The following is a 22,822-nucleotide window of genomic DNA, read 5'->3' as shown; positions in this document are numbered from 1 at the left end:
TCGCCGGCCGAGAGGCCGCCCGTGACGATCCAGTCGTTGCGGTAGCTTTCGTCGGTATCGACGTCCTTGCGTGCCACCTTGCCATCGGCGCCCACCACCATCGCATAGGAGCCGACCGTGTCGCGCTGGATGGCTGGCTGGGGAACCAGGTACACGCCGTTGCGCTGGCCCAGATCGACATTCAGCGAGACGTACATGCCCGGCAGCAACTGGTGCTGCGGGTTGGGAATCTGCGCGCGCAGGCTGACCGCGCCCGTGGTCGCGTTCACGGAAAAATCGGTGAAATCCAGCGTGCCGAGCTGATCGTAGGGTGAGCCGTTGGGCAGGATGACCTGGACCGAGGTCTTGTTTTGCGCGGCGAGCGCGACATCGCCCTTGCTCTGGGCCTCTTTCAACGTGATCAGGTCGGCCGCGCTGATCGTGAAGTTCACGTAGAGCGGATCGATCTGTTCGACCGTGGCGAGCAATGTGCCGCCTGAACCCGCATCGGTCGTGCCGTTGCCCACGACCGCGCCGGCGGTCACCTGTTGCTGGCCGGCAATGCCGGCGATAGGCGAGGTCACCTTCGTATAGCCGAGATTCACGCGCGCGCCTTGAACCGCGGCTTCGTCGGCCTTGACCTTGGCAGCGGCGCTGCGTTCAGCGGCGTCGGCGTCGTCGGCCGTTTGCTGCGAGATGGAGCCGATCGGCAACAGCTTGCGATAACGCTCGGCGATAACGTGATCGTTCACGTAGGTCGCCTGGTCCTGGGCGAGCGTGGCGAGATCGGTGTTGAGCACTGTTTCGTAATAAGTGGGATCGATCTCGAACAGCGTTTGTCCCGCCTTGACCTGGCTGCCTTCCGTATAGATGCGCTTCATCAGCACGCCCGAAACCCGCGCTGTCACGTTGGCGCTGTAAAACGGCGACAAGCGTCCGACGAAGCTGCGGGTGAGCGGTACGTTAGCGGGTTCGGCTTGCATGACGCCCACATGAGGCGTCGGCGGCGCCGGCGGCGGTTCGCTTTTGCCGCAGCCGAAAAGCGCGAGGAGGCCGATTGAAACAATGGATGAGCGTGTGCGTGGATGGATTGGCATTATCGAAACGATTCGGGCAGGATCGGAGAAGGGGAGCAGCGCGCAAGGCCGCTGGACATGCGCTCAGCGACTGCTTTTGGAGGAAGCGAGGACGTCGGCGGGTGCTTCGGTTGCTTCATTCCAACGCCATCCCCCACCCAGGCTTTTGATCAGCGTTACGCTGCTCAACGTGAGCGAGGCTTGCGTGTCCGCGAGATTCTGTTGCGCGAGCAATAGCGTGAGCTGTTGTGTGAGAACGTTCTGCTCGCTCGCCGAGCCAACCTCGAACTGTGCGTGCTCGCTGTCGAAGAGATGCTTGTTGCGCGCGTAAATGTCGGCGAAAGCGTGTTCCTGTTGCTTCAGATGGTTCCACGAGGACAGGCTGTCCTCGACGCTCTGGAAAGCCGTGAGCACCGTCTGCCGGTAGGCGGCCACGTTTTGATCGTAGGTCGCGCGAGCCTCGCGCACGGCGGCCTCGCGCGCGCCGCCGTCGAAGATCGTCGCCGCGAGGTCGGGGCCGAGCGTCCAGTAGCGGCTCGGCACCGAGAAGAGATTCGCGAGCATGTTGTGCTGGAATCCGCCTTGTGCCGAGAGTGTCAGCGTCGGGAAGAACGCCGCCTTGGCCACGCCGATCTTTGCGTTCGCGGAAGCCGCAGCACGCTCGGCGCTGACGACGTCATAGCGCCGTTCGAGCAGCTGCGAAGGCAACGCCAGCGGGACGGCCGGCGCGATGAACGCGTAGTGCGGCTCGGGCGCGATGGAGAACGTGGCCGGAGGCACGCCGGTCAGTACCGCCAGCGCGTGTTCATATTGTTCGCGCGATGTTTGCGTTGCCTGAAGGTCGGCGATCACCACCTCGAGATTGTCTTGCGCGGCAAGCACGCTGTCGTTCGAGGCTTCGCCCTGTGCGTAACTCGCGCGCGTCATGTCCAGTATGTGGGCGTCGATCTGCTGTTGCTGCGTGAGCAGCCCGATATCGACATCCGCGCGACGCAGTGCGAAGTAGTCCATTGCGACGCTCGCCTCGATCGAGAGGCGTTCTCCGGCCAGTTGTGCGTCGCTTGCCTGTGCGCTTTCCTTGCTCGATTCGATTTGTCGGCGAATGCCGCCCCACAGATCGAGTTCCCAGTTGGCGGAGAGCCCAGCCGAAACCAGATTGTGCACACCCGGCTGCAGGAAGCCTGTCGACGTTCCGTTCGCGACCGCAGCGCCCGTTCCCGTTCCGGACCGTCCGGCGGACATCCCCGCGCCGATCGTCGGGAAGAGGCTGGCCTCGCTCCCTTGTACGGCCGCTTGCGCAAGCCGGTAAGCCGCTTCAGCCTGGGCGATCGACGGGTTCGCCTTCTGCGCCTGTTTGATGAGGTTGGCCAGCGTGTCGTCGTGGTAATCGAGCCACCAGGTGCTCGATAGCGACGCCTGCGGATTCGCGTTTGCGCGTTGCCAGTCGACGCCTTCCTTGAAGCTAGTCGGTACTTCTACGGCCGGTTTTGTGTAGTCCGGTCCCACTGCGCAGCCCGCGATAAGGACGGCCATGACAGACGTGCAGCACCATAGCAGCGTGCTTTGCCTTATCCGGGGGCGAACGATGTCGCCGCCGCGAGGCCTGAGTGAAACGTTCATTCCTGAGCCTGAAGGATGAGAGTGAGGTGGGGAGGAGGGCGGTGCGTTCCGACGAAAAGTGGTCTAATCACGCTGTTTCGGAGGCAGCTTAGACTGCCTTTCGTCCCACCACTAGACGGTCAGGATGGCGGGGTCTCATCCATATTCACGAGGAATGCATGCTGGATCTGAATCAAATTCGTTTCTTCGTGGAAGTGGTGCGCGCAGGAAGCTTCGCGGAGGCTGCACGCCGTTTGGGCATGCCCGCGAATACAGTTAGCCGCCACGTTCAGCAACTGGAAGACGACCTGAAGAGCCGCCTGATCCTGCGTACGACGCGAAAGCTGACCCTCACGGCCATCGGGCAGACGTTCTACGAGCAATGCACAGCGCACATAGAAGGGCTGATGCTGGCGGGGCGGCAGGCGGCCGACACGCAGGCCGAACCCGTTGGCCCGTTGCGCGTGGCGCTCAACGATGGGTTCTTCGAAGTCTTTCCCATTTCGTCGATCACGGATTTTCTGGTCAGCTATCCGGGCATCAATCTGGAACTCGTTCCCGACAATGCTTATCTGGACCTGATGGCGAGCGGCGTGGATCTGGCCTTTCGTCCCGAAACCGTGCTGGATGACGACACGACGCGCAGCGTGCTGACGACCTCGCGCTGGAGACTCGTTGCGGCGCCGAAGTATCTCGAGTCCCATGGAACGCCGGCAACGCTCGACGAGCTCGGCCAACACGATTGCCTCGTGATTTCCCGAAAGGACTTTGGGCCCGTCACGTGGCAGCTAAGCGGCCCCGATGGGCGCGCGGAAGTTCCGGTGCGTGGGCGCCTGCTCGCAACCTCGACCACGCCGGTCAGGCAGGCGGCTCTCGCCGGTCTGGGCATTGCGCTGCTTCCCGAACTGCGCATCAGGAAAGATATCGAGGACGGACGCCTTGTCTGCGTGCTCGATCAATATCGCTCGGACAAAATCAACTTTTGCGCGGTCTTCCCCGACCGTCGGCACATCAGGCGGGCGGCAACGATCTTCGTGGACCACGTTCGCAGCACGCTGGTGGCCATGCTCAATCAATGAGTCACTGAAGGGCTCTGCCGGCGTTCGGATTGCATCGCTTTCTGGCGGACAGTCATCCGGATTGGCGCACTAGTGGGAGCAAGCGCGCTCCGATAGATTGACCAGGCGATTCTTGCTGCGGCTGCTGCCATGCAGTCGCCTGGAGCGCAGCTGAACGATCGGGCCGCGCCACATACGATCATGGCTTGCCTGAATGATCGCGGGGCTCAGGCATGCCACTTATCTAGTTATCCGAAATTATTCAGCCACATCCTCACTGTGCCGCCGCACCAAAGAAAAATGGCGCCGCAGGCATTGAGCCTGCGGCGCCATTGCGTGGCGCTACGACGAGAACCTACAACGAAAACATCTCGCCGCAGCCCGACAGCGTGCTTACATCGTCACGGTGTCGGCCACTTCCTTGAAGTCTTCGATCTGGTCGAAGTTCATGTACTTGTAGATCTTGTCGCCGTTGGCGTTGATCACGCCGATGTCGGCCATGTACTCTTCCTTGGTCGGGATCTTGCCCAGGCGCGAGCAGATTGCCGCCAGTTCCGCCGAGCCGAGGTACACGTTCGTGTTCTTGCCGAGGCGGTTCGGGAAGTTACGCGTCGAGGTCGACATGACCGTCGCGCCTTCGCGCACCTGTGCCTGGTTGCCCATGCACAGCGAGCAGCCCGGCATTTCGGTACGGGCACCAGCCGTGCCGAAGACGCCGTAGTGACCCTCTTCGGTCAGCTGCTTCTGGTCCATCTTGGTCGGCGGAGCCACCCACAGCTTCACGGGGATGTCGCGCTTGCCTTCGAGCAGCTTCGACGCGGCACGGAAGTGGCCGATGTTGGTCATGCACGAGCCGATGAACACTTCGTCGATCTTCGCGCCAGCGACGTCAGACAGCGTCTTCACGTCGTCCGGATCGTTCGGGCAGGCCACGATCGGCTCGTGGATGTCGGCCAGATCGATCTCGATGACGGCGGCGTACTCGGCATCGGCGTCCGGCTGCAGCAGCTCCGGCTTGGCCAGCCATTGCTCCATCGCCTTGATGCGGCGCTGCAGGCTGCGCGGGTCCTGGTAGCCCTGGGCGATCATCCACTTCAGCAGCGTGATGTTGCTGTTGAGGTATTCGATGATCGGTTCCTTGTTCAGGTGGACCGTGCAACCGGCGGCCGAACGCTCAGCGGAAGCATCCGACAGTTCGAACGCTTGCTCGACCTTCAGATCGGGCAGGCCTTCGATTTCGAGAATGCGGCCCGAGAAGATGTTCTTCTTGCCTTGCTTGGCGACCGTCAGCGTGCCTTGCTTGATGGCGTACAGCGGGATTGCGTTGACGAGGTCACGCAGCGTCACGCCCGGCTGCATCTTGCCCTTGAAGCGGACCAGCACCGATTCCGGCATATCCAGCGGCATCACGCCGGTGGCAGCCGCAAAGGCGACCAGACCCGAGCCGGCCGGGAAGCTGATGCCGATCGGGAAGCGCGTGTGCGAGTCGCCGCCGGTGCCCACGGTGTCGGGCAGCAGCATGCGGTTCAGCCAGGAGTGGATCACGCCGTCACCCGGGCGCAGCGCAATGCCGCCACGGTTGCTGATGAAGTTCGGCAGCGTCTGGTGGGTCTTCACGTCCACCGGCTTCGGATAGGCGGCGGTGTGGCAGAACGACTGCATGACGAGGTCGGCCGAGAAGCCGAGGCACGCCAGGTCCTTCAGTTCGTCGCGGGTCATCGGGCCGGTGGTGTCTTGCGAGCCGACCGAGGTCATCTTCGGTTCGCAATACGCACCCGGGCGCACGCCCTGGCCTTCCGGCAGGCCGCAGGCGCGGCCGACCATCTTCTGCGCCAGCGAGAAGCCGCGGCCGCTGTCGGCCGGCTGCTGCGGCAGGCGGAACAGGGTCGACGGAGCGAGGCCCAGCGCTTCACGCGCCTTGGCGGTCAGACCGCGGCCGATGATCAGCGGAATCCGGCCGCCGGCGCGCACTTCGTCGAACAGCACTTCGGACTTGACCTGGAACTCGGCGATCACTTCACCGTTCTTCAGCGCTTTGCCTTCGTACGGGCGCAGTTCGACCACGTCGCCCATTTCCATCTTCGACACGTCGAGTTCGATCGGCAGGGCGCCGGCGTCTTCCATCGTGTTGTAGAAGATCGGGGCGATCTTGCCGCCCAGGCACACGCCGCCGAAGCGCTTGTTCGGGATGAAGGGGATGTCTTCACCCGTGAACCACAGCACCGAGTTGGTGGCGGACTTGCGCGAGGAGCCGGTGCCGACCACGTCGCCCACGTAGGCGACCAGGTGACCCTTTTCCTTCAGCGATTCGATGAACTTGACCGGGCCACGCTTGCCGTCTTCTTCCGGCGTGATGCCGGGACGGGCGTTCTTCAGCATTGCCAGCGCGTGCAGCGGGATGTCGGGGCGGGTGGTGGCGTCCGGGGCCGGCGACAGGTCGTCCGTGTTGGTTTCGCCCGTCACCTTGAAGACGGTGATCGTCAGGCTTTGCGGCACTTCCGGACGGCTCGTGAACCATTCGGCGTCGGCCCAGCTTTGCATCACGGCGCGGGCGTTGGCGTTGCCCTTGTCGGCCAGTTCCTTGACGTCGTGGAACTGGTCGAACATCAGCAGGGTCTTCTTCAGCGCTTCGGCGGCCACGGTGCCCACTTCGGCGTCGGAGAGCAGCTCGATCAGCGGCTGGATGTTGTAGCCGCCCAGCATCGTGCCGAGCAGTTCCGTGGCGCGCGCACGCGAGATCAGCGCGCAGGCGGTCTCGCCTTTGGCCACGGCGGCGAGGAAGCCCGCCTTCACACGCGCGGCTTCGTCCACGCCGGCAGGCACGCGGTTGGTGATCAGGTCGACCAGGGTCTGTTCTTCGCCGGCAGGCGGATTCGTCAGCAGCTCGACCAGCTCGGCGGTCTGCTTAGCTGTCAACGGCAGGGGGGGAATGCCGAGCGCGGCGCGTTCGGCTACGTGAGCACGAAAGGATTCAAGCATGGGGGACCTGCTGATATTGCGGTTCAGGGGAGGGCTTTCCCGGCACGCCGAGGCTGTTCCGGGCACTGCTTTGATCGCGATTCTAGTTGCAATGCCGTCTAACGTCAAATGTCTTATGTCTTATATAAGAGTTGAGCAGGGGGCAAGGGGAGATCAAGGCTGCGAGAAATAAGGGGCCTTTTCGTGCGAAATCCTGGCGGGTGGCCCGAGAGCCTTGCTGCACCGGGCATACCGGGGGTAGCGCAGAGGCGCAACACGATTAGCGCCCAGCGCCCCACCCGCGATTTCGGATCGTCCTCTGATGCGGCGGAAACCATACAGGGTTGTAGTTTCACTATATGGAATAGGGGCGCGGGCGGGAGTGGTCGTCGGCCTGCGTGGCGTGACCGATCCTCGGTGGCAACTCGCTTTCGGCGGCGGGATATTCTGCGTTTCCCCGTGGATTCCGGGGAGTGGCAAACCGGTCAGGGTGATTCGCGCCCTCGATGCGAACGCAACGCAGCAACGATGCGATTCGGTCATCTTGATTCACGGCAAGCAACGACGTTGTGTCGAATTCTGATGTGCCGAGGGAATGCTAACCTTCGGCTACGTAGCGCAAAGCATCCTTTGATCGGAACGCGACAGACATGCGCTACGAGAAGGCCCCGGAGTTCTGTGGAATCCCGGGGCCTTCGCCTTTGTGTAGCTCACAGGTTGAATCGTCGACTCATCAGCCGGCGATCGCCATACCGCTTATTGGTAGCCCATCGTGAACGTGGCAATTCCGTTCGCACTTCCGGCGGTGATGGTCGCACCTGTTTGCACGTAGCGCGCCGCCAGCGGGATATTGAACGTGCCATTGATGCTTTGTCCCGCCATCCATTGATTCTTGTTGCCGATTGCGCTGGAAGCCGGGCCATAGCTGATGACGTTCGTGCCGTTGCGTATCTGGATGCCGATACCCTTGGCTTTCGACGTAGACGTCAACGACAGCACGTTGGACGTATTCGCTGTATTCGTCTGGTCGGTCAATGTCGTATAGATGGTTGCCGCCACACCCTGCGCACCGCCCGCACAATTCAGCCCGATGTTGAATGACTTCTCTGGCGAGGTCGACCCGATGCCGGAGAACGCGGTTCGCGGCACATCGCCCAATGGCACCTGGATTGACGGTGTCGTCACCGTACACGTGGGGATCGTTGGATTGACGACGATCGGGGCATTCAGATAGATGTAGAAGATCGGATACGCGCCGTTCTGGGCTGCATACTGAACGATATTCCCGCTGATGCTGCCGCCTGTTGTAACCGTGCCCGTCTTGATGACGTCGATGGAGAAGCCGATGGTCAAATTAAAGCTGTTATTTCCGGACCAGCTAGTACTGCTAACAGGATAATACGATCCTGTTGTCGTATCCGTGAACCTCAGTCCTATGCCAGGAATATTGGTCGAATAGGTTTTGTAGGTGCTGTTGTACGTGCCCACGCCGCTTTCGACTATCGTACCGTAGTTTCCAGGACTGCAATTCACGCTACTTTGCGCACTGGCGAAGAGCATGCCTGAACTCCACAGCACGGTGTTGTGAAAACAACTAAATTTCACGATCCCTGTCGATTCCCGGCGGCGGTCGCAAGATTGGCCTCAAAGCGGGGACAAACGGCTGGTACTGCCGTGTATCAACAGCTTAGGAGACCTTTGCGCTTCGGGATGGAGCAGGGAGCGGGTGGGGAAAAGCGGGGGGGGGGAGAAGCAGGGCGCGCGCAGTGGGCACGCCTGCCCGCGCATGCCTTTGGCTGGCGCGGGCAGGGGTAGCGGCGAAGCAGGGCAGCGAAGCAGAAAAGCAGAAAAGCGGAAGAATCGCGCGTTACGAACGCGCTTCGCCGGCGTCGCGGCAGCCAAACCATCGGCGCGCCGAACGCGCCTCCGCGCTTTCGGCCACGTCGCGCCACCAGCGCTCACCGCGATGGGGCGCGGCCAGGTCGAGCCGCTCGCCCATGCAAGGCGTGGACAAGGTCACGCCGCGCGCGAGCGCGAGGCCCGTCACACGCTCGAACGGGTCCTGCCAGTGATGCATCGCGAGATCGAACGTGCCGTTGTGGATCGGCACGAGCCAGTTGCCGCGCAAATCCACATGGGCCTGCACGGTTTCCTCGGGCTGCATGTGGACGTAGGGCCAGTGCGGGTCGTAGGCGCCGGTTTCGATGAAGGTCGCGTCGAACGGGCCGAGCCGCTCGCCAATCGTGCGAAAGCCGTCGAAGTAGCCCGTGTCGCCGCTGAAGAACACGCGCAGGTCGTCGTCGGCGATCACCCATGAGGCCCACAGCGTGCTGTTGCCGTCGAAGAGGCTGCGCCCCGAGAAGTGCTGCGCGGGCGTCGCCGCAAACTCGATGCCATCGACAGTCGCACCTTGCCACCAATCGAACTGGCGCACCTTCGCGCCCTCGATACCCCATTCGATCAGGCGGTCGCCCACGCCGAGCGGCGTGAGGAAGACACCCGTCGTGGCGGCGAGCGTGAGCACCGTCTCGCGATCGAGATGGTCGTAGTGGTCGTGCGAAAGGATCACGCCGCGCAAGGGCGGCAGGTCGGCGAGCGCAATGGGCGGCGCGTGAAAGCGCTTCGGCCCGAGGCTGCGAAACGGCGACGCGCGCTCCGCAAATACCGGGTCGGTCAGCCAGAACTGGCCGCGCAGCTTGAAGAGCAGCGTGGAATGGCCGAGCCGCCAGACGCTACGGTCGGGAGCAGCCTCGACCTGGCCGCGCGTGAGCGGGTGAACCGGCAGCACGCCGGCCGGCATCGTGCCGCGCGGCTTGTTGAAGATCATGTCCCACATGATCTTCAGCGTCTTGCCGAAGCGCTCGGCCGGGCGTGGCCGCACGTTGCGAAAGCGCTCGCCGTCGTGCTGCGGCGAGGTGCGCGAAAGCGCGCGCCCGCGCTGCGCGGCGGTCAGGCCCAAGGTGCGGCTGAGGGAGGCGAATGGCGAGGTCATTGGCGGCGGCCGGTAGTGAGAACGAAAAGTAGACTGGGTAGTGTAGTTTATTCGGGGGGAAAGTAAACTGCCCGGTGTAAAATTAAAAAATGGATCCGAGTGCCATTCCCGACAGCCCCCAACGCCTGACCGACCGCAAGCGCGCCGCCATCGTCGCCGCGGCGATCGACGAATTCCTTGCTTCCGGTTTCGAAGCCACGAGCATGGACCGCATCGCCGCGCGCGCAAGCGTCTCGAAGCGCACGGTCTACAACCATTTCCCGAGCAAGGAGGCGCTGTTCGCGGCGATCCTGCGCCAGCTCTGGGACGCGAGCGCCGCCGGCGACGCGCCCGCGTACCGCGCTACCGTGCCCTTGCGCGCCCAGCTCATCGATCTCCTCATGCGCAAGCTGCGGCTCCTGAACGACGCAGCGTTTCTTTCCCTCGCGCGCGTGGCCATCGCGGCGGGCATTCATTCTCCCGAGCGTGCGCGCGACATGGTGGCCCGCATTGGCGAGCGCGAGGAGGACCTTACGCTCTGGGTGCGCGCAGCCGCCGCCGACGGCCGGCTCAAGATGCCTGATTCCGTATTTGCGGCGCAGCAGTTGCACGGCCTCGTGAAGGCTTTTGCCTTCTGGCCGCAGGTGACGATGGGGCAGCCGCCGCTCGACGAAACTCAACAGCGGCAGGTTGCCGAATCGACCGCCGATCTTTTTCTCGCGCGCTACGCCTGAGCTAGCGAGCCGCGCGTCGCGCCACCGAAGCGTTTCTGTTTTTCCATCTCGACTAGACTCTTGCCTTTCAGGATCGCAGGCCGACTGGAAGGAGAGATTCATGCCATTCATGCTGCTGATCGTCGAGCCGCGCGGCCAGCGCGACACGCGAGCGCAAGCCGAAGGCGAGGCGCTCTACGCGCGTATGGTCGAGTTCGCCGAGGAGCTCGCCGCCGAGGGCCAGCTGATCGAGGCACACGCACTCACAGCGGACACTAACGCCGCGCGCGTGCGGGTGCGCGAAGGCCGTGCGAGCGTCGTCGATGGGCCGTTCGCCGAAGCCAAGGAGATGATCGGCGGCTTCTTCCTGCTCGATTGCGCGACGCGCGACGAGGCCGTCGCCATTGCGCAGCGCTGTCCCGCGGCCGCATGGGCGAGCGTCGAAGTGCGTGAGACCGGTCCCTGCTTTCGCTGAAGCGGCCACACTGCCAGGTGATTTCCCTGGGGCAGCAAAAAATCTGCATTCCGTTGTCGATTTCCCCGCGCCCCGTGCGTCGTGTTCATGAGCGCACCAACCGGTGCCGCTTTCATCGAACGTGAAAACCAGGAGAAGACGATGCGATTCATGATCATGGTGCGCGCGAACGCGCTGAGCGAATCGGGCGAGACCCCGAACGACGAGGAAATGTTCGCCGAGATGGCCAGGTATCACGAGGAACTGGCGAAGGCGGGCGTGCTGCTCGACGCCTCGGGCCTGCAGCCGAGCTCGCGCGGCTTTCGCGTGCGCTACAGGGAAGGCAAGCCGACCATTGTCGACGGGCCGTTCGCCGAGACGAAAGAACTGATCGCCGGCTACACGCTGATCCAGGTGCGCTCGCGCGATGAAGCGCTCGAATGGGCGCGCCGCTTCCCGGCACCGTTCGGCAAGCACGCCGATGGCGAGATCGAGGTGCGCCAACTCTACGAACTCGAAGACTTCGCGCAATGCGAAGGCATCGAGCGTTTTCGCAAGCTCGAGGCGCAACGTAAGTCATCCTGATAATCGCCCGTTAGCCGGATAAACACATCAACGGGTTCATTGCGAGGACACGATCATGCACAAGCACATTTTCGTCAATCTGGGCGTGCGCGACCTCAAGCGCTCGATGGACTTCTTTGGCCAGCTCGGCTTCCAGTTCGACCCGAAATTCACCAACGAGCAGGCCGCCTGCATGGTGCTCGGCGAGAACATGTACGCCATGCTGCTCACCACCGGCTTCATGCGCAACTTCACCGACAAGGCGCTCGTGGATGCCCGCGAAAGCACCGAGGTGCTGACCTGCCTCTCATGCGTTTCGCGCGAGGAAGTGGACGGGATCGTCGAGAAGGCGCTCGCGGCGGGCGGCACCTCGAAGCGTGCGCCAATGGAATGCGGCAGCGACATGTACGGGAGGAGCTTCGAAGACCCCGATGGCCATATCTGGGAATTGATGTACATGTCTGCGGCGGCCGTCGAAAAGGGCGCGCACGGCTCGTGACCCAGGAGCGCGACGAACGCGACGAACGTGACGAGCGCGACACGCACGCCGCGACGCGCCGCGCGGTCGAGGCCGTGTGGCGCATCGAGTCGGCGAAGGTGATCGCGCACGCCGCGCGCATCGTGCGCGACGTGGGCGTGGCCGAGGAAGTCGCGCAGGACGCATTCGTCGCCGCACTGGAGCGCTGGCCCGCGAGCGGTATTCCCGAGAACCCCGGAGCGTGGCTCATGACCGCCGCGAAGCATCGCGCGCTCGACCGGCTACGGCGCGCGGCCTCTCATGCACGCGCACACGAGGCGATGGGCGCGGACCTCGAAGCACTCGAAGCGCACTTCGCGCCAGATTTCGTGGAGGCGCTCGACGCCGCGCACGAAGACGAGATCGGCGACGACCTGCTGCGGCTCGTGTTCGTCGCGTGTCATCCGATGCTGCCGAAGGAGGGGCGTGTCGCGCTCACGCTGCGACTGCTTGGGGGTCTCACCACGGCCGAGATCACGCGCGCGTTCCTCCTGCCCGAGGCGACCGTCGCGCAGCGCATCGTGCGCGCGAAGCGCACGCTTTCTGCGGCGAAGGTGCCGTTCGAAGTGCCGCGGCTCGTCGAGATCGATCCGCGACTTGCTTCGGTGTTCGAAGTGATTTACCTGATCTTCAACGAGGGCTACACGGCCACGGCGGGCGAGGACTGGATGCGGCCCGTGCTTTGCGAGGAAGCGCTGCGGCTAGGCCGCATGCTCGCCGAACTCGTGCCGGCCGAGAGCGAGGCGCACGCTCTCGTGGCGTTGATGGAACTGCAGGCTTCGCGTCTGCCCGCGCGCGTGGACCGCAAGGGGCGGCCCGTACTACTCGCCGATCAGGACCGCAGCCGCTGGGACACGCTGCTGATCCGCCGAGGCCTTGCCGCGCTTGCGCGCGGCGCAGCCTGCGCGGGCGCGCCGGGCCCTTATGCGCTGCAGGCCGCGCTCGCGGCGTGCCATGCGCGCGCGCCGAGCGCGGCGGCGACGGACTGGGCGCGGATCGTCTCGATCTACGACGCGCTCCTTAAGCTCGACGCATCGCCCGTCGTGCGGCTCAATCGCGCCGTGGCGGTGGGCATGGCGCAGGGGCCGCAGGCGGCGCTCGATCTCGTCGATGCGCTTTGCAAGGAGCCCGTGCTGCGCCACTATCCGTGGCTGCCCGCGGCGCGCGGCGACCTGCTCGCGAAGCTCGAACGCCACGCAGAGGCACGCTCGGAATTCGAACGCGCGGCGACGCTCACGCAGAATGCGCGCGACCGCGAAGTGCTGCTGGCCCGGGCGCAGGCTTGCGTGCCGCGCGACCCGGAATAGGCGCGCTGTGTCGATCCCGTCGCGAACGAGGCCACGACGGGCAAGATGTGACGATGCAGCGACTCGGACCGTAACGGCAACGAAATCGCTAACCGAAGACCCGCGCCCAAACCGCGCGAATGCGCCGCGCGCGATCTTCGAGCAGGTACCACGCGGCCAGCGCGAAGAGGCCCGATATCACGCCCGTCAGCAGGTGCTCGAGAATGGGAATGCGGTAGTGGCTCTTGTGCGACCAGGCGTCGCCGATCGCCGTGAGGCAGCCGACAACGAGCGCATTGCCATATCGATGCGAATAGAGCCTCGCCGCCGGGGTGAATGTCAACAGCACCGCGAGGAGGCCGGTGAGCAGCCCGGTCTGAAGGGCGATCGCCCAGTGGGCAGCACTCATGAAGTTGCCCCAGCTTCCTGGCATGCAGGTCATGCACGCGCTGGTCGGTTGCCAGAAGCGCTGGACGAATAACCTCGCGCGGCGTATCCAGTCGCTAGTCAGGCTCGACATGACGTGTCCCCTTCGTCGCCGCGGCCATGCGCCAGGCGCGTACCGCTACACAAAGCGCTTGCGCGCGAACAAGGAAAGATCCATGTGGCTCTCGCCCTGCGTGATCCGCTCGGCCAGCGCCTCGCCAATCGCACTGGCGAACTTGAAGCCGTGCCCGGAAAAGCCGGTCGCAATGTGGACGTTCGGGCAGGCGGGCACCCGGTCGATGATGAAATGCGTGTCGGGCGTCATGTCGTATTCGCATGCACGGCCCACGCGCAACTTGCCCGCGCCCGGCAGGTAGCGCTGCAGGAAGGCTTGCAGATCGCCGAGGTCGGTTGGCTCGGCGCCGAATGGAGCGAGCGGCGCATCGGTGGAGACGGCTTCGCCCGCATCATGCCGGCCGAGCTTCAGGCCGCTGCCGTCGAGATCGGGGAACCCGTAGTACCCGCCGATATCCGTGGCGACGAAAAAGCCGGGGAACCGGTCCGGCGCAAACAACCCCGAAGCGGCCTCGAACCATGCGAAGGTCTTGCGCACACGCGTAACGGGAACGTCCAGACCCAGGGGCGCGAGCAGATGCCGGGTCGATTTGCCGGCGCACACGATGAGGTCGCGCGCCGAGAATTTTTCGTCCTTGTCGGTCCAGACGTTGACGGTCTCCCGGCCATGGCACGCCATGCGCACGACGCGCGTATTCGTGCGCAGCGTGGCGCCGAGCGCTGTCGCGAGCTTGCGGTACGCGTCGATGGCCCGCTCGCAGTACAGCACGCCGGCGTCGGGTTCGAAGTTCACGATCTGGTCTGCGGTGAGCCGCCACGCCGGCCAGCGCCTGCTCGCTTGCGCGCCGTCGAACGTTTCCAGCGGCAGTTGGTGACGGGCCGCGCTGACCTGCACTTCGCGCAGGAACGGGTCGTCGGGCGAGCCGATGTTGACCACGCCCGTGCGCGCGAAGAGCGTCGTTCCCGTTTCCTGTTCCAGATCCGCCCAAAGCTGCTGCGCGCGAAGGGCGAGCGGAACATATGCGGCACCCTCGCCATAGGCGTGGCGGATGAGGCGCGTATTGCCGTGATGCGAGCCCTGCTCGTGAGGCGGGTCGCCGGCGTCGAGCAGCAGCACCTTGTTGCCAAGGCGGCTCAGATAATAGCCGGCCGCCATGCCCATCGAGCCTGCACCGACAATGAGCGTGTCAAAAGCGCGATTGCTAACGTTCGTATCCTGCATGCGTGCCCCGTGAGCGGTACGGTGTGCGGAGGACCGCCCCGCCGATCGGGACGGCGCGCCGTGGAGGGCATTCATTCTCGGCGCTTCAGGCGCGCCTGTCGAGCGCGGGTCGGGGAGGGGGCAGCGGGATGGGGGCGTGGCCAGGGTGCCTTGCGGCCCGAAAGGCTGCGTTATCGCGTGGACGGCGCGGGTTCCAGGCGCAGATCGAAGGCGCAGATCGAAAGCGCAGATCGAAGAAGCAGATTGAAGCCGTCTTGCGCCAACCCTCAGCCGCGTGTGCGGCGCCTGCGCGGCCCGGTGGACATGCGCGCGACGAGTTCGGGCGGTGGCCCGAGCACCATCGGCGGCTGCAGGTTCGGTTCGTCGATCAGCCGGATCAGGCTGCGGATCGACAGTTCGGCCACCGCCTCGGTCTGGATCGCGACCGTGGTGAGCGCCGGGCGCATCTGGTGGGCGAGCTGAATATCGGTGATGCCGATCACGGACACGTCGTCGGGCACGGCGCGGCCCATGCCGATGAGCGCCTGGATTGCGCCAATGGCGAGCAGGTCGTTGGTCGCGAAAATCGCAGTGAGTCGGGGGTGCCGTGCGAGCAATTCGAGGCAAGCGGCGTAGCCTGAATCGATCGAGTCACGCACCTGCAGCTGCGCGACAACGTCGGTGTTCACGCCGGCCTCGCGTAGCGTCGCACGAAATCCTTCGGAGCGTGCGTCCTGCAAGCCGCCACATCCATCACCGATCAGCATGCCAATCTTTCGGTGTCCTAATTCGAGCAGATGGTCCGCAGCGAGCGCTCCCGCGCGAGCGAAGTCCACCGCAATGCACGGCAACGCGGGCGGCTTTTCGGGGTGCTCCCACATTGCCAGCAGAATGGGGCCGTTCTGCATCGCCGAGATGCACAGCTCGTTCATGGCGATGTCGGTGTTCATCACGAGCACGCCGTCCGCGAATGTGCCCGCGATCTGGTTCAGGTAGGCGCGGCCGATCTGCTCGTTGTCATCGGTGTTGCAGACCATCAGGAAGTGGCCCGCCTTGCGCGCGGCGCGCTCGGCCGCGAGCACGAACTCGGGGTAGAACGGGTTCGAGATGTTCGAGAGCATGAGCGCGAGCGTGGACGAGCGTCCTTGTGCGAGCGCGCGCGCGTTGAGGTTGGGGCGATAGCCGAGCTCGGCGATGGCCTGCAGCACGCGTTCGGCCGTTTCGGGACGGACCTTTTCGCGGTTGCGCAGCACGTTCGAAACGGTGGCCGCGGTGACGCGCGCGCGCCTCGCGACTTCTGACAAGGTGACCATGTCGGACCTTTCCCACATTTAGGGAAGATGATTCAAATGTTGCAATGCTGCCGCAGGGTTGCTAATTTTCTCGCACAACACCAACGGAGACGATCGATGCGTAATTGTGCCGGATTCGAATTTAAGCGGTTAAATGCCCGCAGCGCAAGAGCTTCCATCCATTTTTTGGTAGAAAATTTAAGCGCTTAAATCGCGAGGCGAGAAGATGGCGACGATACAGCTTTCGGGCGTCGGCAAACGTTATGGCGATCACGCGCCGGTCGTTCGGCGCGTGGATCTGGACATTGGGCACCATGAGTTCTGCGTGTTCCTCGGGCCCTCCGGCTGCGGCAAGTCCACGCTGCTGCGCATGATCGCGGGACTGGAGGAGTTGAGCGAAGGCGAGATGCGCATCGGCTCGCGCCTCGTGAACGACGTGTCCTCGGCGCAGCGCGGCGTGGCGATGGTGTTCCAGAGTTATGCGCTCTTTCCGCACATGACGGTGTTCGACAACATCGCGTTCGGGCTCAAGATCGCGAAGCTGCCGAAGCCCGAGATCGAGCGGCGCGTGCGCGAGGCTGCGGGAAGCCTGCAGCTCGAGGCGCTGCTCGATCGCCATCCCAAGGCCTTGTCGGGCGGCCAGCGCCAGCGCGTCGCCATTGGCCGCGCCATCGTGCGCGAGCCCGGCGTGTTTTTGTTCGATGAACCGCTTTCCAATCTCGACGCGGCGCTGCGCAGCCACACGCGTGTCGAAATTGCGCGCCTGCATCAGCGTTTCGCGGATGCGAGCGTGGTGTACGTCACGCACGACCAGGTCGAGGCGATGACGCTCGCCGACCGCATCGTGCTGCTGCACGCGGGCGAAGACATGGAGCGCTACGGCAGCGTGGCGCAAAGCGGTGCGCCGCTCGATCTGTATCACCACCCCAAGTCGCGCTTCGTTGCTGGCTTCATCGGCTCGCCGCGCATGAATTTCATCGATGCGATCGTCGACTCGGTGGAGGAAGACGGTGTGCGCGTGACGCTCGCGCACGGCGGCGAGCCGCTCTTTGCCTGCGTGGACGGCAGCGCGCTGCAGCGTGGTCAACCCGTCACGCTGGGCGTGCGGCCCGAGCATCTGCGGCTTGATGGCGATGGACAATCGGTTGCGTGTGCAACGGTGCTGGCAGAGCGTCTGGGCGAGCATAGCTATCTGCATGCGGATCACGCGGCGGGCACGCTCGTCGCGAAGGCGCCGGGCGACTCGCCCATCGGCGTGGGCGAGCGCATACGCGTGCACGTGCCGCCGCAGGCGTGCCACCTGTTCGACGCCGGGGGCATGGCGCAAAGGCGCCTCGCAGTGGCGCACGCGCCGGCGCTGGCCTGATTTCGTTTTACCCCGCCGGTAGAGCGGGTCATCACGCCTGGCGGTGCGCATGCCGCCAGTGTTAACAAGGCAAAAAAGGAGACAAAGGATGTTCGCTCATCGCTTACGTGCTTTCGGTACGCTGGCCCGCGTCACGGCCGCGGCCGCCATCGTCGCGGCGACGTTCACGGGCGCGGCCACCAACGCCGACGCCTCGACGCTCACCGTGAACGTTTCGGCGCGCGCCAACCAGCGCTCGACATGGCAGGACGCCTTCGACAAGTTCAAGAAGGCCAATCCCGACATCGATCTCAAGGTTTCCTATATTGATGAGGAAGCCTACAAGGTGCAGATCAGCGGCTGGCTCGCGACCGATCCACCCGACGTGGTGTCGTGGCACGACGGCGAGCGCATGGCCTACTACGCGCAGCGCGGTCTGCTGGAAGATCTGTCGACGGACTGGGCAAAGAACGGCTGGAACGACCAATACGCGGCGGTGAAGGGCGCATCGACGTGGAACGGCAAGCAGTATGCCGCGCCGCTCGGCTACGACGCGTATGGCTTTTTCTATCGCAAAGACCTGTTCGAGAAGGCTGGCATCAAGTCTGAGCCGAAGACCTGGAACGAGCTTATCGACGCGTGCAAGAAGCTCAAGGCAAGCGGCGTGCAGCCCATTGCCGTCGCGGCGCGCGACAGCTGGACGCTGGCGGCCTGGTTCGACTATCTGGACCTGCGCATCAATGGCAACGCGTTCCACCAGCAGTTGATGGCAGGCCAGATTCCCTATACCGACGCGCGCGTGAAGAAGGTGTTCACGGCCTGGAAGTCGCTGATGGACAATCAGTGCTTCATGGAGAACGCCCTTTCGTACGACGTCGATTCGATCGGGCCGGTGCTCGTGAGCGGCAAGGCAGCGATGATGCTGATGGGCACGTTCTTCTCGGCCAGCTTCCCGGCGAACATGAAGCAGGACGTGGGCTTTTTCCGCTTCCCGGTGATCGATGCGAACGTGCCGATGGCTGAAGATGGTCCTGTGAACGTGCTGTTGATTCCCGCCAAGGCGAAGAACAAGGCCGACGCCCGGCGCCTGCTCGCCTTCATGGAAACGCCGGAGATCAATGCCGACCTCGCACGCGGGTGGGGGCAACTGCCTTCGAACAACAAGGCGGCTGCGCCTGAAGATCCCATTTCGAAGGTGGGCTTCCAGACGCTCGCGAACACGAGTGGCGGCATCGCACAGTTCTACGACCGTGATATGCAGAAGGAAATGGCCGACGAAGGCATGAAGGCCATGCAGCAGTTCTACAGCGACCCCTCGCAAATCGACACGCTGCTCGCGCGCCTCGAAACCACGCGCCAGCGCATCTACCACAAGTAAGGCCGCAGCGCGGCCGGCGCATTGCGCCGCCGGCCGCGCCTCCTTCGAATACCGGCGAGGCTTCACCATGTCCGATACCATAGCGCGCCCCATCGGGCCGGCGCGGCAGCGTCGCGTCTCCACCGTGCGGCGGCAGCAGAACCGCGCCGCGCTGTTTTTCCTGCTGCCGGGCTGCGCGCTCTTCACGCTATGCGTGATCTACCCGATCATCAGCAGCATCGCGCTCAGTTTCTACAGCTGGGACGGCATGACCGCGAAGGCCTTCGTCGGCTTCGCCAACTACATCGAGCTGTTCCACTCTGACACGTTCTACACGGCGCTCAGGAATAACCTGCTGTGGCTCGTGCTGTTCCTGCTCGCGCCGCCGCTAGGTCTCGTGTTCGCGCTCTACCTGAACCAGCACGTGCGCGGCATACGCGCGGTGAAGTCGTTGTTCTTCGCGCCGTTCGTGCTCTCGGGCGTGGTGGTCGGCCTCGTGTTCTCGTGGTTCTACGACCCGAGCTTCGGTCTGTTGCGCCTGATCGTCGGTCACGGCGTGCCGGTGCTCGGCGACCCGAAGCTCGTGAGCTTCGGCATCATCTTCGCAGCGCTCTGGCCGCAAACGCCGTTCTGCATGGTGCTTTATCTCACCGGCCTCACGGCGATCAACCCGGAAATCGTGGAGGCCGCGCGCATGGAAGGCGCGAAGGGCTGGCGGCTCTTCTGGGATGTGGTGCTCCCGCAATTGCGCCCGGCCACTTTTATGGCCATCGTGCTCACGGTGATCGGTGCGCTGCGCAGCTTCGACCTGATCGCGGTGATGAGCGGCGGCGGCCCGTTCGACAGCTCGACCGTGCTCGCGTACTACATGTACGACCAGGCGATCAAGTATTACCGCGAAGGCTATTCGGCGGCGATTGCCGTCGTGCTGTTCCTCATCATGTTTGTCTACATCGTGTTCCACCTGCGCCGCATGTTGCGCGAGGAACGCTGATTCTCACGGAGTCGCTGCTCATGTATCCGCTTCCCGTCGATCGCTGGAAACCCGCGAACCGCGTACTCTACAAGGTTTCACTGCCCATCGCGCTCGTTCTCTGGCTGCTGCCGATGCTTGCGGTGCTCGTCACATCCATTCGCTCGACCGATGAACTCCAGCAAGGCGACTACTGGGGCTGGCCAAAGCACTTCGCACTGCTCGATAACTATGGAGCGGCGCTCACCCAAACGCCCATGCTCCATTACTTCGCGAACAGTGTCCTGATTACCGTGCCTTCGGTAATCGGCGCCATCGCGCTCGCTTCGATGGCGGGATTCGCGCTCTCCACCTATCGCTTTCGCGGTAATACTGCGGTGCTGTTCGCCTTCGTCGCGGGCAACTTCGTGCCGATCCAGATTCTCATGATTCCCGTGCGCGACATGGCGCTGCGCGTGGGCCTCTACAACACGGTATGGGCGCTGATCATCTTTCACGTGTCGTTCCAGACCGGCTTTTGCACGCTATTTCTGCGCAATTTCATCAAGCAGCTGCCATTCGAGCTGATCGAGGCGGCACGCGTGGAGGGCGCAAGCGAATGGACCGTCTACTGGCGTATCGTGCTGCCGCTCGTTCGGCCGGCTCTGGCCGCGCTCGGCATTCTCGTGTTCACGTTCGTGTGGAACGACTACTTCTGGGCGCTGTGTCTCACGCAAGGCGACGAGGCAGCGCCTATCACCGTGGGCGTGGCGGCGCTCAAGGGGCAGTGGACCACGGCCTGGAATCTCGTGGCGGCGGGCTCGGTGCTCGCGGCGCTGCCTTCCGTGGCGATGTTCTTCGTCATGCAGAAACACTTTGTCGCGGGGCTGACCTTCGGTGCCAGCAAAGGATGAGCGTCGAAGGTCCTTTTTCATCTAATTCGTAATACTGATTGTTTTCCGAGGCGGATTGTCACTCATGCAAATCGGTGTCTGCTACTACCCCGAACAATGGCCGCACACGATGTGGGCCGACGACGCGCGGCGCATGGCCGAGCTCGGCATCACGCACGTGCGCATCGGCGAATTTGCCTGGAGCCGCATGGAGCCGCGCGCGGGCGTTTATGTGTGGGACTGGCTCGACGAAGCGATCGAAACGCTCGCGGCGCGCGGGCTGAAAATCGTGCTCGGCACGCCCACGGCCTCGCCGCCCAGGTGGCTCGTCGACGCGATCCCCGACATGCTGCCCGTGCGCGCGGACGGCACGCGCTGGAACTACGGCTCGCGGCGCCACTATGACATCGCGAGCGAGGACTATCGCGCGCATTGCGTGCGCATTACGGCGGCGATGGCACAGCGCTACGGCGCGCATCCGGCCGTGGTCGCATGGCAGACCGACAACGAGCTGGGCTGTCACGACACGGTGCCGAGCTGGTCGCCCGCCGCGCTGCGCCGGTTTCAGGCCTGGCTGGCCGAGCGCTACGGCACGATCGAGGCGCTCAACGCGGCGTGGGGCAACGTGTTCTGGAGCATGGAGTACCTGTCGTTCGAGGCAGTCGGCCTGCCGGTGCGCACGCCAACCGACGCCAACCCCGCGCATCAGCTGGACTTTCGCCGGTACATGTCGGATGAGGTGGCGAGCTTTCATCGCGAACAGGCGGATGTGCTGCGCTGTCACGCGCCGAACGCCGACATCCTCCACAACTTCATGGGCTTTTTCACGACCTTCGATCACTATCGATTCGCCGCGAACGAGGCCATCGACGTGGCGACGTGGGATAGCTATCCGATCGCGCGCACCGAGGTAATAGGGTTGCCGGAGGCGGAGAAGGCACGCTACGCGCGCACCGCGCACCCCGATGTCTCCGCGTTCGATCACGACCGCTACCGCGCGATTGGCGGCGGACGCTTCTGGGTGATGGAGCAGCAGGCGGGGCCGGTGAACTGGGCGTCCTGGAATCCCGTGCCCGCGCTGGGCATGGTGCGCCTGTGGGCCTACGAGGCGCTCGCGCATGGTGCCGAACTCGTTTCGTACTTCCGCTGGCGACAATGCCCCTATGCCCAGGAGCAGATGCATTCGGGGCTCAATCTGCCGAACAACGAGCTTTCACCGGGCGGGCGCGAAGTCGAGCAGGCCGCCCGCGAGATCGCGGAGAGCGAGGCCTTGCGCACGCTCGCGCCGGTGGCGCGCGCGGATGTGGCGCTCGTGTTCGACTACGAGACGCAATGGATGTTCGAGATCCAGCGTCATGGCGCGAGCTTCGACTATCAGACGCTCGCATTCGACTATTACAGCGCGCTGCGCGAACTCGGACTCGACGTCGATATCGTGTCGCGGCACGCGGATCTCTCAGGGTATCGGCTCGTGGTGGTGCCTTCGCTGGCTACGATCGACGACACGTTCGTCGACCAGGTGGCGCGCAGCGATGGACTCTGGGTGTTCGGTCCGCGCAGCGGCTCGAAGACCGGGTGTTTCGCGATTCCCGGCGATCTGCCGCCCGGTGCGTTGCAGCGCGTGCTGCCGTTGCAGGTGCTCGAGGCCGAATCGTTGCGACCGACACTCGCGCCGGCGCTCGTGCTGGGCAGCGTGCAGGGCACGGCGCTCCATTGGCGCGAGCACGCACGAGCGAATGGGGCCACGCAGGTAGTGGCGCGATTCGACGACGGCTGGCCCGCACTGCTTTCGCATGGCCGGGTGCGTTACGTCGCAGCATGGCTCTCGCGCAAACTGCATCTGGCCATGCTTGGCGAAGCCGCACGCGCCGCCGGGCTCGACGTGCAGCGTTTGCCCGAGGGCTTGCGCTTGAGCCGCCGTGGCGGACTGTGCTTTGCGTTCAACTTCGGTGCGCAACACGTACAGGCCCCGGCGCCGGAAGGCGCGCAGTTCGTGCTGGGGCAGCGCGAGTTGGCGAGAGGCGACGTGTGCGCATGGCGCGAGCGCGCGTAACGGCGCAACTGGCGGGGATCGCGCCACGTGCCGTGGCGGCTCGTACTACTCCG

General features: G+C 64.2%; 19 protein-coding genes. 11 read left to right on the top strand and 8 right to left on the bottom strand.

The window, feature by feature from the left end; translation table 11 throughout:
• Together VMJ11_RS13775 and VMJ11_RS13770 are read right to left on the bottom strand one after the other, a co-directional pair.
• On the bottom strand, positions 1 to 962 hold a 962-nt coding region (locus VMJ11_RS13775; protein ID WP_325619949.1), incomplete at its 3' end, for an efflux RND transporter periplasmic adaptor subunit.
• A gap of 177 nt (positions 963 to 1,139) precedes the next feature.
• Positions 1,140 to 2,588 (bottom strand): efflux transporter outer membrane subunit, encoded by a 1,449-nt coding sequence (locus tag VMJ11_RS13770; protein WP_325619948.1) that lies wholly within the window; start codon positions 2,586 to 2,588, stop codon positions 1,140 to 1,142.
• Between the two features lie 245 nt (positions 2,589 to 2,833).
• Between VMJ11_RS13770 and VMJ11_RS13765 the strand changes: the two genes are divergently transcribed.
• Entirely contained in the window at positions 2,834 to 3,733 is a 900-nt protein-coding gene (locus VMJ11_RS13765) for a LysR family transcriptional regulator (RefSeq protein WP_325619947.1), read from the top strand.
• Between the two features lie 372 nt (positions 3,734 to 4,105).
• Here the strand turns inward: VMJ11_RS13765 and acnB are convergent, their stop codons facing one another.
• From acnB to VMJ11_RS13750, 3 genes are all read right to left on the bottom strand, one after another.
• Positions 4,106 to 6,691: a bifunctional aconitate hydratase 2/2-methylisocitrate dehydratase gene (acnB, locus tag VMJ11_RS13760; RefSeq protein ID WP_325619953.1), complete on the bottom strand. Its 2,586-nt coding sequence runs from the start codon at positions 6,689 to 6,691 to the stop codon at positions 4,106 to 4,108.
• Between the two features lie 735 nt (positions 6,692 to 7,426).
• Entirely contained in the window at positions 7,427 to 8,230 is an 804-nt protein-coding gene (locus VMJ11_RS13755) for a fimbrial protein (protein ID WP_325619946.1), read from the bottom strand.
• Between the two features lie 307 nt (positions 8,231 to 8,537).
• Complete coding sequence (locus tag VMJ11_RS13750; protein ID WP_325619945.1) at positions 8,538 to 9,662, bottom strand: MBL fold metallo-hydrolase; 1,125 nt, start codon at positions 9,660 to 9,662, stop codon at positions 8,538 to 8,540.
• A gap of 89 nt (positions 9,663 to 9,751) precedes the next feature.
• Between VMJ11_RS13750 and VMJ11_RS13745 the strand changes: the two genes are divergently transcribed.
• From VMJ11_RS13745 to VMJ11_RS13725, 5 genes are all read left to right on the top strand, one after another.
• On the top strand, positions 9,752 to 10,375 hold the full coding sequence (locus VMJ11_RS13745; RefSeq protein ID WP_325619944.1) for a TetR/AcrR family transcriptional regulator: 624 nt from the start codon (positions 9,752 to 9,754) through the stop codon (positions 10,373 to 10,375).
• A 100-nt stretch (positions 10,376 to 10,475) separates the two neighbouring features.
• Positions 10,476 to 10,829: a YciI family protein gene (locus VMJ11_RS13740; RefSeq protein ID WP_325619943.1), complete on the top strand. Its 354-nt coding sequence runs from the start codon at positions 10,476 to 10,478 to the stop codon at positions 10,827 to 10,829.
• Positions 10,830 to 10,970: 141 nt separating this feature from the next.
• Positions 10,971 to 11,393 (top strand): YciI family protein, encoded by a 423-nt coding sequence (locus tag VMJ11_RS13735; RefSeq protein WP_325619942.1) that lies wholly within the window; start codon positions 10,971 to 10,973, stop codon positions 11,391 to 11,393.
• Positions 11,394 to 11,448: 55 nt separating this feature from the next.
• Complete coding sequence (locus VMJ11_RS13730; protein WP_325619941.1) at positions 11,449 to 11,871, top strand: VOC family protein; 423 nt, start codon at positions 11,449 to 11,451, stop codon at positions 11,869 to 11,871.
• Entirely contained in the window at positions 11,814 to 13,196 is a 1,383-nt protein-coding gene (locus tag VMJ11_RS13725) for an RNA polymerase sigma factor (protein ID WP_414694392.1), read from the top strand. Before VMJ11_RS13730 ends, VMJ11_RS13725 begins: the two co-directional genes overlap by 58 nt.
• 88 nt (positions 13,197 to 13,284) lie before the next feature.
• Here the strand turns inward: VMJ11_RS13725 and VMJ11_RS13720 are convergent, their stop codons facing one another.
• The 3 genes from VMJ11_RS13720 to VMJ11_RS13710 all read right to left on the bottom strand — a co-directional run bounded on the left by VMJ11_RS13720 (position 13,285) and on the right by VMJ11_RS13710 (position 16,190).
• The gene (locus VMJ11_RS13720) at positions 13,285 to 13,695 is read right to left on the bottom strand and encodes a hypothetical protein (RefSeq protein WP_414694391.1); all 411 of its coding nucleotides are present in this window, start codon (positions 13,693 to 13,695) and stop codon (positions 13,285 to 13,287) included.
• Between the two features lie 45 nt (positions 13,696 to 13,740).
• Positions 13,741 to 14,898 (bottom strand): N-methyl-L-tryptophan oxidase, encoded by a 1,158-nt coding sequence (gene solA, locus VMJ11_RS13715; RefSeq protein WP_325619939.1) that lies wholly within the window; start codon positions 14,896 to 14,898, stop codon positions 13,741 to 13,743.
• Between the two features lie 266 nt (positions 14,899 to 15,164).
• Complete coding sequence (locus VMJ11_RS13710; protein WP_325619938.1) at positions 15,165 to 16,190, bottom strand: LacI family DNA-binding transcriptional regulator; 1,026 nt, start codon at positions 16,188 to 16,190, stop codon at positions 15,165 to 15,167.
• Between the two features lie 205 nt (positions 16,191 to 16,395).
• Here VMJ11_RS13710 and VMJ11_RS13705 point away from each other — a divergent pair, with 205 nt between their 5' ends.
• From VMJ11_RS13705 to VMJ11_RS13685, 5 genes are all read left to right on the top strand, one after another.
• Complete coding sequence (locus tag VMJ11_RS13705; RefSeq protein WP_325619937.1) at positions 16,396 to 17,535, top strand: sn-glycerol-3-phosphate ABC transporter ATP-binding protein UgpC; 1,140 nt, start codon at positions 16,396 to 16,398, stop codon at positions 17,533 to 17,535.
• A gap of 88 nt (positions 17,536 to 17,623) precedes the next feature.
• Entirely contained in the window at positions 17,624 to 18,892 is a 1,269-nt protein-coding gene (locus tag VMJ11_RS13700) for an ABC transporter substrate-binding protein (RefSeq protein WP_325619936.1), read from the top strand.
• Positions 18,893 to 18,959: 67 nt separating this feature from the next.
• Positions 18,960 to 19,865, top strand: a complete 906-nt coding sequence (locus VMJ11_RS13695) for a sugar ABC transporter permease (RefSeq protein WP_325619935.1) — start codon at positions 18,960 to 18,962, stop codon at positions 19,863 to 19,865.
• A gap of 20 nt (positions 19,866 to 19,885) precedes the next feature.
• Entirely contained in the window at positions 19,886 to 20,737 is an 852-nt protein-coding gene (locus VMJ11_RS13690; protein ID WP_325619934.1) for a carbohydrate ABC transporter permease, read from the top strand.
• Between the two features lie 64 nt (positions 20,738 to 20,801).
• Positions 20,802 to 22,769: a beta-galactosidase gene (locus VMJ11_RS13685; protein ID WP_325619933.1), complete on the top strand. Its 1,968-nt coding sequence runs from the start codon at positions 20,802 to 20,804 to the stop codon at positions 22,767 to 22,769.
• The last annotated feature ends 53 nt before the right edge of the window (positions 22,770 to 22,822 follow it).

Origin of the sequence: Paraburkholderia sp., from assembly GCF_035501035.1 — a bacterium.
GTDB lineage: Bacteria > Pseudomonadota > Gammaproteobacteria > Burkholderiales > Burkholderiaceae > Paraburkholderia.
Note: the sequence above shows the minus strand (reverse complement) of the source record. Positions and strands in the feature narration are given on the sequence as shown.

Excerpts from the sequence above, each read along its gene's own strand:
- VMJ11_RS13770 (WP_325619948.1), bottom strand. The coding sequence starts at position 2,588 with ATGGCCGTCCTTATCGCGGGCTGCGCAGTGGGACCGGACTACACAAAA.
- VMJ11_RS13765 (WP_325619947.1), top strand. The coding sequence starts at position 2,834 with ATGCTGGATCTGAATCAAATTCGTTTCTTCGTGGAAGTGGTGCGCGCA.
- acnB (WP_325619953.1), bottom strand. The coding sequence starts at position 6,691 with ATGCTTGAATCCTTTCGTGCTCACGTAGCCGAACGCGCCGCGCTCGGC.
- VMJ11_RS13755 (WP_325619946.1), bottom strand. The coding sequence starts at position 8,230 with ATGCTCTTCGCCAGTGCGCAAAGTAGCGTGAATTGCAGTCCTGGAAAC.
- VMJ11_RS13750 (WP_325619945.1), bottom strand. The coding sequence starts at position 9,662 with ATGACCTCGCCATTCGCCTCCCTCAGCCGCACCTTGGGCCTGACCGCC.
- VMJ11_RS13745 (WP_325619944.1), top strand. The coding sequence starts at position 9,752 with ATGGATCCGAGTGCCATTCCCGACAGCCCCCAACGCCTGACCGACCGC.
- VMJ11_RS13740 (WP_325619943.1), top strand. The coding sequence starts at position 10,476 with ATGCCATTCATGCTGCTGATCGTCGAGCCGCGCGGCCAGCGCGACACG.
- VMJ11_RS13735 (WP_325619942.1), top strand. The coding sequence starts at position 10,971 with ATGCGATTCATGATCATGGTGCGCGCGAACGCGCTGAGCGAATCGGGC.
- VMJ11_RS13730 (WP_325619941.1), top strand. The coding sequence starts at position 11,449 with ATGCACAAGCACATTTTCGTCAATCTGGGCGTGCGCGACCTCAAGCGC.
- VMJ11_RS13720 (WP_414694391.1), bottom strand. The coding sequence starts at position 13,695 with ATGTCGAGCCTGACTAGCGACTGGATACGCCGCGCGAGGTTATTCGTC.
- solA (WP_325619939.1), bottom strand. The coding sequence starts at position 14,898 with ATGCAGGATACGAACGTTAGCAATCGCGCTTTTGACACGCTCATTGTC.
- VMJ11_RS13710 (WP_325619938.1), bottom strand. The coding sequence starts at position 16,190 with ATGGTCACCTTGTCAGAAGTCGCGAGGCGCGCGCGCGTCACCGCGGCC.
- VMJ11_RS13705 (WP_325619937.1), top strand. The coding sequence starts at position 16,396 with ATGGCGACGATACAGCTTTCGGGCGTCGGCAAACGTTATGGCGATCAC.
- VMJ11_RS13700 (WP_325619936.1), top strand. The coding sequence starts at position 17,624 with ATGTTCGCTCATCGCTTACGTGCTTTCGGTACGCTGGCCCGCGTCACG.
- VMJ11_RS13695 (WP_325619935.1), top strand. The coding sequence starts at position 18,960 with ATGTCCGATACCATAGCGCGCCCCATCGGGCCGGCGCGGCAGCGTCGC.
- VMJ11_RS13690 (WP_325619934.1), top strand. The coding sequence starts at position 19,886 with ATGTATCCGCTTCCCGTCGATCGCTGGAAACCCGCGAACCGCGTACTC.
- VMJ11_RS13685 (WP_325619933.1), top strand. The coding sequence starts at position 20,802 with ATGCAAATCGGTGTCTGCTACTACCCCGAACAATGGCCGCACACGATG.